The organism is uncultured Intestinibacter sp. (assembly GCF_902468165.1).
Taxonomy (GTDB): Bacteria; Bacillota; Clostridia; order Peptostreptococcales; family Peptostreptococcaceae; genus Intestinibacter.
Window position 1 is genome coordinate 86,302 of sequence record NZ_CABQXJ010000001.1, and the last position, 13,132, is coordinate 99,433.

General features: G+C 30.5%; 16 protein-coding genes and 1 rRNA gene. 14 read left to right on the top strand and 3 right to left on the bottom strand.

Annotation, left to right across the window (positions count from 1 at the left end):
- Positions 1-23 precede the first annotated feature (23 nt).
- The 3 genes from atpG to RDX53_RS00375 are packed head-to-tail and all read left to right on the top strand — an operon-like array spanning position 24 to position 2,582.
- Entirely contained in the window at positions 24-890 is an 867-nt protein-coding gene (gene atpG, locus RDX53_RS00365) for an ATP synthase F1 subunit gamma (RefSeq protein WP_195931150.1), read from the top strand.
- Between the two features lie 12 nt (positions 891-902).
- The gene (atpD, locus tag RDX53_RS00370) at positions 903-2,294 is read left to right on the top strand and encodes a F0F1 ATP synthase subunit beta (RefSeq protein ID WP_195931149.1); all 1,392 of its coding nucleotides are present in this window, start codon (positions 903-905) and stop codon (positions 2,292-2,294) included.
- A gap of 3 nt (positions 2,295-2,297) precedes the next feature.
- On the top strand, positions 2,298-2,582 hold the full coding sequence (locus tag RDX53_RS00375) for a hypothetical protein (RefSeq protein WP_195931148.1): 285 nt from the start codon (positions 2,298-2,300) through the stop codon (positions 2,580-2,582).
- 65 nt (positions 2,583-2,647) lie between these two features.
- Here RDX53_RS00375 and RDX53_RS00380 read toward each other — a convergent pair whose 3' ends face one another.
- Positions 2,648-3,586, bottom strand: coding sequence for a DMT family transporter (locus tag RDX53_RS00380; RefSeq protein ID WP_307993456.1), 939 nt, complete (start codon positions 3,584-3,586; stop codon positions 2,648-2,650).
- Positions 3,587-3,800: 214 nt separating this feature from the next.
- On the opposite strand from RDX53_RS00380, the gene RDX53_RS14005 reads away from it, so the two are divergent.
- The 9 genes from RDX53_RS14005 to RDX53_RS00420 all read left to right on the top strand — a co-directional run bounded on the left by RDX53_RS14005 (position 3,801) and on the right by RDX53_RS00420 (position 9,092).
- The gene (locus tag RDX53_RS14005; RefSeq protein ID WP_331606420.1) at positions 3,801-3,998 is read left to right on the top strand and encodes a LysR family transcriptional regulator; all 198 of its coding nucleotides are present in this window, start codon (positions 3,801-3,803) and stop codon (positions 3,996-3,998) included.
- A complete protein-coding gene (locus RDX53_RS00385; RefSeq protein ID WP_330593248.1) occupies positions 3,998-4,375 on the top strand; it encodes a LysR family transcriptional regulator substrate-binding protein in 378 nt (125 codons plus the stop codon). The genes RDX53_RS14005 and RDX53_RS00385 overlap by 1 nt, the downstream gene beginning before the upstream one ends.
- Before the next feature lie 51 nt (positions 4,376-4,426).
- Positions 4,427-4,807 (top strand): holo-ACP synthase, encoded by a 381-nt coding sequence (gene acpS, locus RDX53_RS00390; RefSeq protein WP_295574779.1) that lies wholly within the window; start codon positions 4,427-4,429, stop codon positions 4,805-4,807.
- A gap of 73 nt (positions 4,808-4,880) precedes the next feature.
- Entirely contained in the window at positions 4,881-5,477 is a 597-nt protein-coding gene (gene gerS / locus RDX53_RS00395; protein ID WP_195931479.1) for a germination lipoprotein GerS, read from the top strand.
- 421 nt (positions 5,478-5,898) lie between these two features.
- Positions 5,899-6,180, top strand: coding sequence for an antitoxin (locus RDX53_RS00400; RefSeq protein ID WP_195931478.1), 282 nt, complete (start codon positions 5,899-5,901; stop codon positions 6,178-6,180).
- Positions 6,173-6,538 (top strand): type II toxin-antitoxin system PemK/MazF family toxin, encoded by a 366-nt coding sequence (locus RDX53_RS00405; protein ID WP_195931477.1) that lies wholly within the window; start codon positions 6,173-6,175, stop codon positions 6,536-6,538. The genes RDX53_RS00400 and RDX53_RS00405 overlap by 8 nt, the downstream gene beginning before the upstream one ends.
- Positions 6,539-6,759: 221 nt before the next feature.
- Positions 6,760-7,587 (top strand): transketolase, encoded by an 828-nt coding sequence (locus RDX53_RS00410; RefSeq protein ID WP_195931476.1) that lies wholly within the window; start codon positions 6,760-6,762, stop codon positions 7,585-7,587.
- The gene (locus tag RDX53_RS00415; RefSeq protein ID WP_195931475.1) at positions 7,580-8,518 is read left to right on the top strand and encodes a transketolase family protein; all 939 of its coding nucleotides are present in this window, start codon (positions 7,580-7,582) and stop codon (positions 8,516-8,518) included. Before RDX53_RS00410 ends, RDX53_RS00415 begins: the two co-directional genes overlap by 8 nt.
- Positions 8,519-8,651: 133 nt before the next feature.
- A complete protein-coding gene (locus RDX53_RS00420) occupies positions 8,652-9,092 on the top strand; it encodes a hypothetical protein (protein WP_243269618.1) in 441 nt (146 codons plus the stop codon).
- A gap of 83 nt (positions 9,093-9,175) precedes the next feature.
- Here RDX53_RS00420 and RDX53_RS00425 read toward each other — a convergent pair whose 3' ends face one another.
- Positions 9,176-9,745, bottom strand: coding sequence for a 5-formyltetrahydrofolate cyclo-ligase (locus tag RDX53_RS00425; RefSeq protein WP_195931474.1), 570 nt, complete (start codon positions 9,743-9,745; stop codon positions 9,176-9,178).
- Between the two features lie 173 nt (positions 9,746-9,918).
- On the opposite strand from RDX53_RS00425, the gene RDX53_RS00430 reads away from it, so the two are divergent.
- The gene (locus RDX53_RS00430; protein WP_195931473.1) at positions 9,919-11,061 is read left to right on the top strand and encodes a S41 family peptidase; all 1,143 of its coding nucleotides are present in this window, start codon (positions 9,919-9,921) and stop codon (positions 11,059-11,061) included.
- Between the two features lie 454 nt (positions 11,062-11,515).
- On the opposite strand, the gene RDX53_RS00435 is transcribed toward RDX53_RS00430, so the two are convergent.
- Positions 11,516-11,713: a hypothetical protein gene (locus RDX53_RS00435; RefSeq protein ID WP_195931472.1), complete on the bottom strand. Its 198-nt coding sequence runs from the start codon at positions 11,711-11,713 to the stop codon at positions 11,516-11,518.
- A gap of 475 nt (positions 11,714-12,188) precedes the next feature.
- On the opposite strand from RDX53_RS00435, the gene RDX53_RS00440 reads away from it, so the two are divergent.
- Positions 12,189-13,132: ribosomal RNA gene (locus tag RDX53_RS00440) — 16S ribosomal RNA — on the top strand; the annotation flags it as partial.

Below are 13,132 nucleotides of genomic sequence, written 5' to 3' on the forward strand. Positions count from 1 at the left end.
TTTTTAAAAAGGAGGTAAACTAATTGGCAGGCGCTGGAATTAAAGAGATTAAAAACCGTATAGGCAGTGTTCAAAGTACAAAACAAGTTACAAAAGCTATGGAATTAGTTTCTTCATCAAAAATGAGAAAAGCTAAGGATAGAGCTTTAGCTAGTAGACCATACTTTAATACAATGTATGAAACGGTTAAAGATATAGCTTCTAACACAAGAGGTGTTAGAGACCCATTCTTAAAACAAAGAGAAGTAAAAAATAAATGTTATATCGTAATAGCTGGAGATAGAGGTCTAGCTGGAGGATATAACTCAAATATATTCAAACTTACAACTGCTCATATGGATGGAAAACAAGAAAAAGTTATGACAGTAGGTAAGAAAGCAACGGAATTTTTCCAAAAAAGAGGCTATGATATATTAGCCGCTGAAGAAAGTGTTGAAAAATGTGATTATGATAGCACATTAGCACTTGCTAATCAAGCAATGGATTTATATAAAAAAGGTGAGATAGATGAATTATATATCTGTTATACAGAGTTTATATCACCTCTAACTCAAACTCCTAAATTAATGAAGGTTTTACCATTAGCTTTCGATAAAGAAGAAGGAAAATCAAAAGATAATTCAGGAAGTAGAGCTAGGGTTCAATATTTACCATCACCAGAAGCAGTTTTAAGCTACCTAATACCTAAATATGTATCAGGTGTAGTTTATGATGGTGTAATAGAATCTTTTGCATCAGAACAATCAGCAAGAAGAAATGCTATGAAGTCGGCTTCAGACAATGCAGATGAAATGCTTTCTACTCTAGAATTAAGTTACAATAGAGCAAGACAAAGTGCGGTTACTCAAGAAATAACAGAAATCGTAGGTGGAGTTGAAGCTCTAAAATAAGGAGGTTAGGAAATGGCCAACGTAGGTAAAATAGTATCAATCGTAGGTGTTGTACTAGATGTTAAATTTGAAAATGAACAAAGCCTACCTAACTTATTAAACGCATTAGTTATAAAGTTAGGGGATCAAGAAATAGTTGCTGAAGTTGCACAACATATCGGTGATGATACAGTTAGATGTATAGCGATGAGTGCTACTGACGGACTAGTTAGAGGTATGGAAGTTATAGATACAGGTAAACCAATAGCGGTTCCTGTTGGAAATAAAACTTTAGGAAGAATATTCAATGTTCTTGGTGAACCAGTTGATGGATTTGAAGCACCAAAAGATGCTCCAAGAGATCCAATACATAGAGCTGCACCAGAATTTAATGAAATAGCAGGTAGTGCTGAAATACTTGAAACAGGTATAAAAGTAGTTGACTTATTAGCTCCTTACTTAAAAGGTGGTAAAATCGGTCTATTCGGTGGTGCCGGAGTTGGTAAAACAGTTCTTATACAAGAGCTTATAAACAACGTAGCTAAACAACACGGTGGTATATCAGTATTCTCAGGTGTTGGAGAAAGAACAAGAGAAGGTAATGACTTATACTTCGAAATGAAAGAGTCTGGAGTTTTAAATAAAACAGCTCTAGTATTCGGACAAATGAATGAGCCACCTGGGGCAAGAATGAGAGTTGCATTAAGTGGTCTTACTATGGCTGAATACTTCAGAGATAAAGAAAACCAAGACGTGTTATTATTCATAGATAATATATTCCGTTTCACACAAGCAGGTTCAGAAGTTTCTGCACTTCTAGGACGTATGCCATCAGCAGTTGGTTACCAACCAACACTTGCTACTGAAATGGGTGCATTACAAGAAAGAATAACATCAACAAAACAAGGGTCAATCACATCAGTTCAAGCAGTATATGTACCTGCCGATGACTTAACTGACCCAGCACCAGCTACAACATTCACTCACTTAGATGCAAAAACAGTTCTTTCAAGATCTATAGCATCATTAGGTATATACCCAGCAGTTGATCCACTTGAATCAACTTCAAGAGTACTTGACCCTAATATAGTAGGTGAAGAGCATTATGCAGTTGCCAGAGGAGTACAATCTATACTTCAAAGATATAAAGAATTACAAGATATAATCGCTATACTTGGTATGGATGAACTTGGTGACGAAGATAAATTAATCGTTGCTCGTGCTAGAAAAATACAAAGATTCTTATCTCAACCATTTACAGTTGGTGAACAATTTACAGGTATACCTGGTAAATACGTTCCAGTAAAAGAAACTATAAGAGGTTTCAAAGAAATATTAGAAGGTAAACATGATGATTTACCAGAGTCTGCTTTCTTATTCGTAGGAAGTATAGATGAAGCAGTTGAGAAAGGAAAGGAGAATTAGTCTATGGCAAACCAATTTGCATTAGAAATAGTAACTCCTGAAAATATCTTTTACAACGATCAAGTTGAAATGGTAATAATGAGAACTACAAAAGGCGATAGAGCTATTTTAAAAGACCATATACCATTTGTAGCAGGATTAGTTGAAGGACAATTAAGAATAAAAAAAGATGGTAAATTTAAAGAAGGAAGAATTTCTGGAGGATTTATCACTGTTACTAAAGAAAAAACTACTATATTAACTGAATCAGCATCATGGGATAATGGAGCTGCAAAAGAAACTATATAGTAAAATATAAATAAAAGAGGAGTTATCTAGAATAGTTTAATACTAAAAAGATAACTCCTTTTTATTTACTTGCTTACTGATTTATCAGCTGATAATTCACATGAATCCTCTATTTCACAGTATGAATCTTTTGATTGATAATTAGATAATTTTATATATTTATATGATTCTGCAAATATTGCGCCTCCAATGATACAAATTGCACCTATTATTTGTATAAATGATAATCTCTCACTCAATAATAGTGCTGAAAATAATAATGCAGATAGTGGTTCTAAATAACCACAAATAGCAACACTTCCAGCAGAAAGTTCTTTTATAGCTGAGAAATATAGACAACATCCAATGCCTGTATTTACAATTCCTAAAAATAAAACAGGGAATATATTTTGCATAAGATTTGGAATATAAGGTCCTTGTTTTATTGTTAAGTATATACCAACTGTAATTAAACATGAGATAAGTTGTATTAAAGTATATTCAATTCCAGATACAACTTTAACTTGTTTTGCAAATATAATTAATATACTATAAGTTAATGCTGCAAATATACCATAGACTAATCCAAATGACAGACCCGCATTTGAGCATTGGTTACCATTTGTAAGAATCATTCCTATAAAAATAACTACAGAACCTAATATCTTATAAATATTTAAACTCTCTTTAAAAACAAAAGGTGACAATAATATTATAATTATCGGACCACAATAATAAGTTAAAGTCGCTAAGCTAACACCAATTTCTGCATATGCTTGGTATAAAAATATCCAAGAGACTCCAGTTGTTACTCCTAGAGCTACTAAATATAAAAAATCCTTTTTATTTTCTAATACTTCTGATTTACGTTTAGATAACAGGAATACACATAAAAGAAATATACTAGCGATTAGCGTTCTTAAAAATACTATTTCATAGCTATTTAAATGAATATAGCTTGCAACAATTCCATTTGAACCAAAAATAAATAATGCTGATATATATTTTAGATATGATTTTTTCATTTTTAGTTATACACTTAGCATTAAAGTGTATAAGAATTCACCGCCTTTTTTATTTAATTGTAGATATTATAAATTTAAAAAGGTTGCGCAACCAATTAGTTTGTTTTCGTTGAAAACTCTTTAATTATAGTATATCATTGGTTTATAAATTACAAAAACGAATATTTATCATGTTAAACATTACAAAAACAGATTTAAAAGGTGGGAAATATGTATGGATACGAACATACAAAAATATATGGCTTTTGTTAAAACTATTGAATATGGAAGTTTTACAAAAGCAGCAGAAATACTTAATTATTCACAATCTGGAATAAGTAGAATGATTAGTGATTTAGAAAAAGAATGGAATATATCACTTCTTGAACGCAGCAAATCAGGTGTTGAATTAACATCAGAAGGGTTGAATTAATGGAAGATGAGCTAATGGTTGTTTTACCAGAAAATCATAAATTGGCTGACAAAGAATATTTTCCAATAAAAGAATTATCAAATTATCCGTTTATGTTATTAGAAAAGGGAGTAAAAATGGAAATTACGGAGATATTTGAAAAGTATAATATTACACCGGATATACATTTTACTACATTAGATGATTATGTGATAATGTCTATGGTTGAAAATGGTTTGGGAATAAGTATATTACCAAGACTAATTTTGCAACGAAATCCATATAAAATTACAGCAAAACGATTAGAAGTAGCTACTTATAGAAATATAGGGCTAGCATATAGAAATAAAAAAAGTTTGTCATTAGCTGTTAAAAAATTTTTGGAGTATATAGAATAATTTGTATTAAAAAATATATAGAAGAACATACTTATTTTAAGGAGAATAAATATGAATATATTTGGAATAGGGATAGATATTATAGAAATAGATAGAATAGAAAATGCTATTAAAAAAAATCCTAGGTTTTTAGAGAGAAATTTTACAGAAAAAGAAGTTTTATATTTTAAAGAAAATAATTTTAAATTTGAAAGTATTGCCGGTAATTTTGCATCAAAAGAAGCAATAAGTAAAGCTATCGGAACAGGAATCAGGGGATTTAAGCTAAAAGATATAGAAATTTTAAGAGATGAATTAGGAAAACCAATTGTTAATACTTATAATAATTTAAGTGAAATTTGCATAAAATATAACATTAAAGAAATAAAAGTAAGTATATCCCATAGTAAAAATTATGCTGTAGCAAATTCACTAATAATAAGTGGAAATTAACAGAATGTCCTAATAATATTAATAATTAACTTCCTCCATGAATATTAATATAAAAGGGGAGGGAGTTAACTATATGAAAAAACGAAAAACGATAGTATTAATTTTTCTATTAGTATTTACAGTAATAAACTTAGTAGGATGTAAAAACTTAAGCAAACAAACAAAAGAAGATATATATGAAGATTTCCAAAAGAAAATAACAAAGATGACGTCGTATACATGCAAAGCAGAAATAACAATAATAAATAATAAAAGTGAAAGTAAATACATAATGAATCATACCTATAAAAAGCCGTCATACTATAAACTAGAAATAATTGAACCAAAGAACTTAAATGGTAAAACTACAGAGTACTATAAAGATAAAATAATTATAAAAAATAAACAGTTAGATGATGTAATAGAACTTCCAAACGTAGGAGATAATAAACTATATTTATTTATAGGTGACTTTGTGCAAGATTTTTTACAAGAGGATTCTATAAATATGAGTGTTTCAGAAAAACAGTTAATTTTAGAAAGAGATTTATCACATGAAAATTCTTGTCTAAGCAAGCAAATATTGTATATAGATAAAAAGACTAAAAATCCTGTAAAAATGGAAATACTAAATAGTGAAGGTGAAAAAAAGTTTATTGTAAATTATACCGATTTTCAACCAAAGAATTAATAACCTCTAAATTGAGTCTAGATAACAAGGTCTCTATAATTTTATAAGAATCTCATTAATATAATTAAGCTAATAATCTAATTTAAAGGATTATAATACTTAAATTGCAAAGTGTTTAAAAATCTATATTATAAATATTTAAATTGAAGATTTTTTATAGCATATAAAAATTATATTCATTTATATACTTCATATAAATATAATTTCATTAAATATGCCTTAAAAAATATACATCTTTAAAAGGTTTTATAATAAAGGTTTCTTTATAACTTTAAGGAGTAATATTAAAAATAAAAAAATGAATAGAATACTATTAGCTAGATCGGATATAGACGTATATTGGATGGTAAGAAATGCAATTTTACATTCGTGTATCTATTTGGTAAAATTAGAATAGATAGTATTCCTAGGAGGCGGTTTTGTGAACAATAAAAATAAAGAAAAAATTGTATTTACTTTGCCAGAGGGAATTTTATCAGAGGTAGATAAAATTATTCAAATGGAAAATAGTAATAGAGAAGATTTTGCAAAGGCTGCATTTCAATTTTATATAACCCAAAAGAAGAAATTAAACTTAAAAGAAACTATGATAAAAGGTTATAAAGAAATGGGAAGGATTAATCTTTCATTAGCTGAATTAGGAATGACAGATGAGATTTCTTTAGAAAATGACTCTAAAGGAGATATAGCAAAAGTTGAGTAATCTCAACTCTGAGATAAGACGAGGAGATCTATATTATGCAGATTTAAGTCCTGTTGTCGGTTCTGAACAAGGAGGTGTGAGGCCTGTTTTAATAATTCAAAACAATATCGGAAATAAATACAGTCCTACAGTTATTGTAGCGGCGATAACATCACAAATTAATAAAGCTAAGTTGCCTACACATATCGAGATAAGTGCCAATGAATATGGACTAAATAAAGATTCTGTTATTCTCTTAGAACAAATTAGAACTATAGATAAGAAGAGGCTGAGAGAAAAAATAGGTTGTCTAGATAAAAACATGATGTTAAAAATAGATAATAGCCTTCAAATAAGTTTAGGTTTGTTTAATATGTAAAAGACTATTGAAATTAGAAAATCAATAGTCTTTTTTAATTTCCAACTTATTAACTAAAGCAACGGAATCTTTGATTCGTTGGAGCCATGAGCGAAGCGAATTTTTTAATATATAAAAATATAAAGATTAAAAAATAATTTTAATAATGATATAATAAGTAAGAATGAGTATTATAATAGTACTATATAGTGATATCAGTTTAAAATTAGGAGGTAAATCACATGAGAGACCATAAGGGATTAAATGAGATTGCGAGTATCATAAGAAAAGAAATCGTTACTATGATACATGGAGCAAAATCTGGACATCCAGGAGGATCTTTATCAGCTGTTGAAATTTTGACGGCATTATATTTTGATGAAATGAATATAGATCCAACAAATCCTAAAATGGAAGATAGAGATAGATTTATTTTGTCTAAAGGACATGCTGCACCTGTGTTATATGCTACTTTGGCGGAAAGAGGATTTTTTGATAAAAATGAATTATTGAGCTTTAGAAAATTTGGGGCAATGTTACAGGGACATCCTGATATGAATAAGGTGCCAGGAGTTGAGATGTCTACAGGTTCTTTAGGTCAGGGATTTTCAGTAGCTTGTGGTATGGCAATGGGGTCAAAACTAGATAATGCGCCATGGAATGTATATGCACTATTAGGAGATGGTGAAATACAAGAAGGTATAGTGTGGGAAGCTGCTATGAGTGCATCACATTATAAACTAGACAACCTAATTGTATTTTTAGACCATAATGGACTTCAAATAGACGGCAACATAGAAGATGTTATGAATGTAAATCCAATAGAAGGTAAATTTAAATCATTTGGATGGAATGTAATAACAATAGATGGACATGATTATGACCAAATATTTGCTGCTTTAGATATTGCAAAAGATACAGTAGGTAAACCAACTATGATAATTGCAAAAACAGTAAAAGGAAAGGGTGTTTCTTTTATGGAGAATCAAGCTAGTTGGCATGGGAATGCGCCAAGTCATTCAGAATTAAAACAAGCTTTATTGGATTTAGGAGGTGTTTGCCGTGAATAATATTGCAACAAGAGAGGCTTATGGACAGGTTTTAGTGGAATTAGGCGATTTAAGAGATGATATAGTAGTTTTAGATGCAGATTTATCTAAATCGACAAAAACGTGTGAATTTGCTAAAAAGTTTCCAAAGAGATTTTTTAATATGGGTATAGCCGAACAAAATTTAATAGGGGCTGCTTGTGGTTTATCTACAACTGGAAAAATACCTTTTGTAAGTACTTTTGCTGTATTTGCAACAGGGAGAGCTTTTGAAATAATAAGAAACTCGGTTTGCTATCCTAATTTAAATGTAAAGATATGTGCTACACATGCAGGGATAACTGTTGGTGAAGATGGAGCATCACACCAAAGTATAGAAGATATTTCGATAATGAGATCAATACCTAATATGACTGTTTTAGTTCCAGCAGATGGTGTTGAAGCTAGAAAGATGATTTTCGAAATATCAAATTATACTGGACCTGTATATGTAAGATTAGGTAGAAGTTCAGTTCCAACAATATTTAATAATGATTATGACTTTAAAATAGGAAAAGGTGTAATACTAAAAGATGGTACGGATGCAACAATAATAGCTTGTGGAATAATGGTAAATGAAGCTATTAAAGCAAGCGAACAATTAGAAGAAGAAGGTATAGATGTTAGGGTAATTAATATGCCTACAATAAAACCGATTGATAGAGAATTAATAATTGATTCTGCGAAAAAGACAGGTGCAATTATCACTGCTGAAGAACATAGTACAATAGGTGGACTAGGTAGTGCAGTAAGTGAGGTAGTAACGGAAGAATATCCTGTTATAGTAAAGAAAATAGGCGTTACTGATGTTTTTGGACAATCTGGAACACCATCAGAATTAATATCAGCATATGGATTAACATCTGATAATATTATTAAAAAAGTAAAAGAAGCTATAGAATATAAATCATAGTTTTGAATATAAATATAAACTGATTATGCAAGATACATTAAAAATCTTGAATTAATCAGTTTTTTTAATTTGAAAATTTTAGAATAGGAAAAATATAAGCCTCATATATTTTAAATATATGGGGGTGATATAATTGGATGTTAAATTCAATATGAAGGGTATGGTCTATGGCATTTGTTTAATTATATTTATATTGGCAGGATTTATAATACTTCCAAAAATGTTTGGTGAGGATATAAAAGCTGTAGACTATGTTATAGTTCAAAGAGATTCCATTCCAGATAAAATACTGGATATGATGGATGATTACATAGACCAAGAAAGAGCACTAGCTACCATAATCGATGGCAAAGTATATGTTATAGTAACTAGGGGTCAAAATGAAGAGTATGGTATAGATGTTGAAAAAATAAATCTTCAAGATAAAGATGGAAAACAGGTTATGATAGTTGAAGCTGTATATAAAGAAAAAGAGGATGCATATCCTTTTGTTGTTTTAGAGACAAACATGGAATCATTACCTGATAAGATTGAGTTAAATCAGAAATTCCAAGGACAAAATAATAGCAAATAATATACTTAAAATATAAAGCACATGAGTATAATGCCCATGTGCTTTTTATATATCAATATTTATATAAATTTAAAAATAAATGATTACTTATTTGGAGTTAATATTCTACTTTCTGTTACTATGTAGTCGAGTTGAGCATCATGAGGTTCTTTTGGTACCTCTGGGAAAATCTGAAGTTCAAAAGCAATACCTATAGTGACTGCATCATCTCTCAATCTTTCAATAAATCTATCATAATACCCACCTCCATAGCCAAGTCTATAACAATCTTCGCTATAAGCAACTGCAGGCACAATAACTAAGTCTAAATCTTTAACATCTAATGTTGGAGCATCAGGTTTTGGCTCTCTAATATTATAAGCTCCAACCTTGATTCCATTTTCTAAATCTGTAATTTGTGCAGGAATTAATACTCTATCTTTTACAATAGTTATAGGAGATGTTACAGTTTTTCTAAGAGAGATAAGCTTGTTAATTAGATGATCAGTTTGAACCTCATTATTAAAGTCTAAATAGAGCATTATATTTTGAGCGTTTTTTATACAATCCATTTGAAGTAATTTTTCTGTTATTATGTCTGAATTTTTTTCAATAAAGTCTTTGTCTTTAGCTTGTCTTGCTGCAATTACTTTTTTTCTAAATTCTTTTTTCATAAAATCTACCCCTTTGTATATATATGATATAATATTGAAGATATAATTAATATCCTTTACTATAAATTCTAGTATAGTTGATTGCTTTAAATCAACAAATTTGGTAAATAGTAATAAAAAGGATAGATTATCATATAATAGTAATAGTTTATTTAAAAGGAGATGTAGGAAATATGTCAAAGAAGAAGCTCATTATAGGGTCTGTAAGCTTAGTTGTAGCAACTGTAATATGTACTATTTTAGTCCAAGTTTTCTTATTTAAAGGGGTATTTATGTCTAGAAGTTTATACGAAAAATATAAAAAATATGACAAGTTGATAGCTTTAGAAAATATTGTTGAAGAAGATTACTATCAAGATGTAGATGAAGATAAATTAATACTTGGTGCAGAAAAGGGGTTAGTACAATCTTTAGAAGACCCTTATTCTGAATATTATACAAAAGAAGAATTTAATTTATTAAAAGAACAAACTCAAGGCTCTTTTGTAGGTATAGGAATTTATATGAGTGGCAATGATAATGATAACATTGTTGTTCAATCAGTAATAAAAAACTATCCTGCGGAAAAAAGCGGACTTAAAGCAGGAGATATTATCTTAAAAGTAGATGGAGATAAAGTAAAATACTCAGAATCTACATTAGCAGCGAGTAAAATAAAAGGCAAAGCTGGAACTTCAGTTGTATTAACTATAAAAAGAGACGATAAACAATTTGATGTAACAGTAAAAAGAGAAGAAATAATCGTCGATAGCGTACATAGTGAAGTAAAAGACGATAATATTGGATATATACAAATAACATCATTTGATAAAAATACATATAAAGAATTTAAAGAAGCTGTAACTTCTTTACAAAAGAAAAATATAAAATCATTAATTATAGACCTTAGGGATAATCCAGGTGGATTATTAGATATATGTGTAGATATAGCTGATTATCTATTAGGAGAAGGAACAATAGTATATACAAAAGACAATAAAGGAGAAACTCAATACTATAAATCTGATAAAAATAAAGTTGATTTACCTATAGTTGTCTTAATAAATGAAAATAGTGCATCAGCATCAGAAATATTAACTGCAGCAATTGTTGATAATAAAGCAGGTATAGCAGTTGGTACAACAAGTTATGGTAAAGGTCTTGTTCAAAGCGTTAAAGAATTTAACGATGGAACAGGATATAAATTAACAACAGCACAATACTATACTCCAAATGGAGATTATATAAACAAACAAGGAATTAAGCCTGACATAGTAGAAAAGGATAAAGAGAAACAATTAGACAGAGCAATTGAATATATAAAAACTAATAAATAAATTTATTACATTTCTATCTAGCTTTTAAATTTATATTTTAAGTACAATATAAGTTAAGAATATATTAAAAAATTGATATTTTATACTATTTTTTTGTATTTTTCGATTTATGACACCATATCTCTGAAAAATATATCCTTTTTTAGATAAAATATTGGAAATTTGTTTTTAAAAATAAAGGAGATTATAATCTAGTATAGAATATCTATAAATAAGTTAATAATTTGTATTAGGAAGTGAAATTTATGAAAGAAACTAAGAAAAAAGTTGTTAACATCCAGGAATATAAAGAAAAAAGAAAACAAACAGAAATAGATCGAAATGAACTAATAGCTCTTATTAAACAGATAGCAACATTAAAATAGGAAATTTAGCGCTTTTATTAAAATTTAAAAAATAAAAAACTATACATATTTTTTTTAAAATATGTATAGTTTTTTTATGCAAAGATTTATTATCCTCTAAGAGAATTTAAAGAATCTAGATAATCTTTAAATTGTGTGAATTGGTCTTCATCTTCAAATTGGATTTCTTTAGAATCTTCGCTTTCAAAATTTTTTAAGTAAACAGCAGGATTACTTTGGTTATTGTCATAGTAGATACATCTATATCCGTCTTCATATAAGTTTTTAACACTTTCAAAATCATACATAAAAAATCACCTTTCCTTATCTTAAGGTTATTTTTATTATATGGTTTTTTATAAAAGAATATGTATTGATGATAAGTTGGAAATTATGTATTATCAATAGACTAGATAATACATAATTTCATTAGAATTAAAAAAATGAAAAAATATCAAAAAAAGTGTTGACGTATATATTTTATGGTGGTATAGTATTACTTGTCCTTGAGAGAGGGCAAGAACTTAGAAAGCGAGTAAGTCTGAAAGAGCGACGAAAGCTAAAAAAGTTTTTAAAAAAAGAGTTGACAAACAAAACTAAGTTTGTTAAACTAAAGAAGCTGAAACGAGCGAAACAACTTAAAAAGTTAAGCAAGTTAAGCAAATGAACTTTGAAAATTAAACAGTAGGTTAATTAATAAACTTTAATTCACACGAATTAAAACCAACAACAAACCAAGCCAGATATTTCAGATAATGATTAGTCTGAGCAGGTAAACAACTTTTATTTGAGAGTTTGATCCTGGCTCAGGATGAACGCTGGCGGCGTGCCTAACACATGCAAGTCGAGCGATTCTCTTCGGAGAAGAGCGGCGGACGGGTGAGTAACGCGTGGGTAACCTGCCCTGTACACACGGATAACATACCGAAAGGTATGCTAATACGGGATAACATAAGAAATTCGCATGTTTTTCTTATCAAAGCTCCGGCGGTACAGGATGGACCCGCGTCTGATTAGCTAGTTGGTGAGGTAATGGCTCACCAAGGCGACGATCAGTAGCCGACCTGAGAGGGTGATCGGCCACATTGGAACTGAGACACGGTCCAAACTCCTACGGGAGGCAGCAGTGGGGAATATTGCACAATGGGCGAAAGCCTGATGCAGCAACGCCGCGTGAGCGATGAAGGCCTTCGGGTCGTAAAGCTCTGTCCTCAAGGAAGATAATGACGGTACTTGAGGAGGAAGCCCCGGCTAACTACGTGCCAGCAGCCGCGGTAATACGTAGGGGGCTAGCGTTATCCGGATTTACTGGGCGTAAAGGGTGCGTAGGCGGTCTTTTAAGTCAGGAGTGAAAGGCTACGGCTCAACCGTAGTAAGCTCTTGAAACTGGAGGACTTGAGTGCAGGAGAGGAGAGTGGAATTCCTAGTGTAGCGGTGAAATGCGTAGATATTAGGAGGAACACCAGTAGCGAAGGCGGCTCTCTGGACTGTAACTGACACTGAGGCACGAAAGCGTGGGGAGCAAACAGGATTAGATACCCTGGTAGTCCACGCCGTAAACGATGAGTACTAGCTGTCGGAGGTTACCCCCTTCGGTGGCGCAGCTAACGCATTAAGTACTCCGCCTGGGGAGTACGCTCGCAAGAGTGAAACTCAAAGGAATTGACGGGGACCCGCACAAGCGGTGGAGCATGTGGTTTAATTCGAAGCAACGCGAAGAACCTTAC

Excerpts from the sequence above, each read along its gene's own strand:
- atpD (WP_195931149.1), top strand. The coding sequence starts at position 903 with ATGGCCAACGTAGGTAAAATAGTATCAATCGTAGGTGTTGTACTAGAT.
- RDX53_RS00375 (WP_195931148.1), top strand. The coding sequence starts at position 2,298 with ATGGCAAACCAATTTGCATTAGAAATAGTAACTCCTGAAAATATCTTT.
- RDX53_RS00380 (WP_307993456.1), bottom strand. The coding sequence starts at position 3,586 with ATGAAAAAATCATATCTAAAATATATATCAGCATTATTTATTTTTGGT.
- RDX53_RS14005 (WP_331606420.1), top strand. The coding sequence starts at position 3,801 with ATGGATACGAACATACAAAAATATATGGCTTTTGTTAAAACTATTGAA.
- RDX53_RS00385 (WP_330593248.1), top strand. The coding sequence starts at position 3,998 with ATGGAAGATGAGCTAATGGTTGTTTTACCAGAAAATCATAAATTGGCT.
- acpS (WP_295574779.1), top strand. The coding sequence starts at position 4,427 with ATGAATATATTTGGAATAGGGATAGATATTATAGAAATAGATAGAATA.
- gerS (WP_195931479.1), top strand. The coding sequence starts at position 4,881 with ATGAAAAAACGAAAAACGATAGTATTAATTTTTCTATTAGTATTTACA.
- RDX53_RS00410 (WP_195931476.1), top strand. The coding sequence starts at position 6,760 with ATGAGAGACCATAAGGGATTAAATGAGATTGCGAGTATCATAAGAAAA.
- RDX53_RS00425 (WP_195931474.1), bottom strand. The coding sequence starts at position 9,745 with ATGAAAAAAGAATTTAGAAAAAAAGTAATTGCAGCAAGACAAGCTAAA.
- RDX53_RS00430 (WP_195931473.1), top strand. The coding sequence starts at position 9,919 with ATGTCAAAGAAGAAGCTCATTATAGGGTCTGTAAGCTTAGTTGTAGCA.
- RDX53_RS00435 (WP_195931472.1), bottom strand. The coding sequence starts at position 11,713 with ATGTATGATTTTGAAAGTGTTAAAAACTTATATGAAGACGGATATAGA.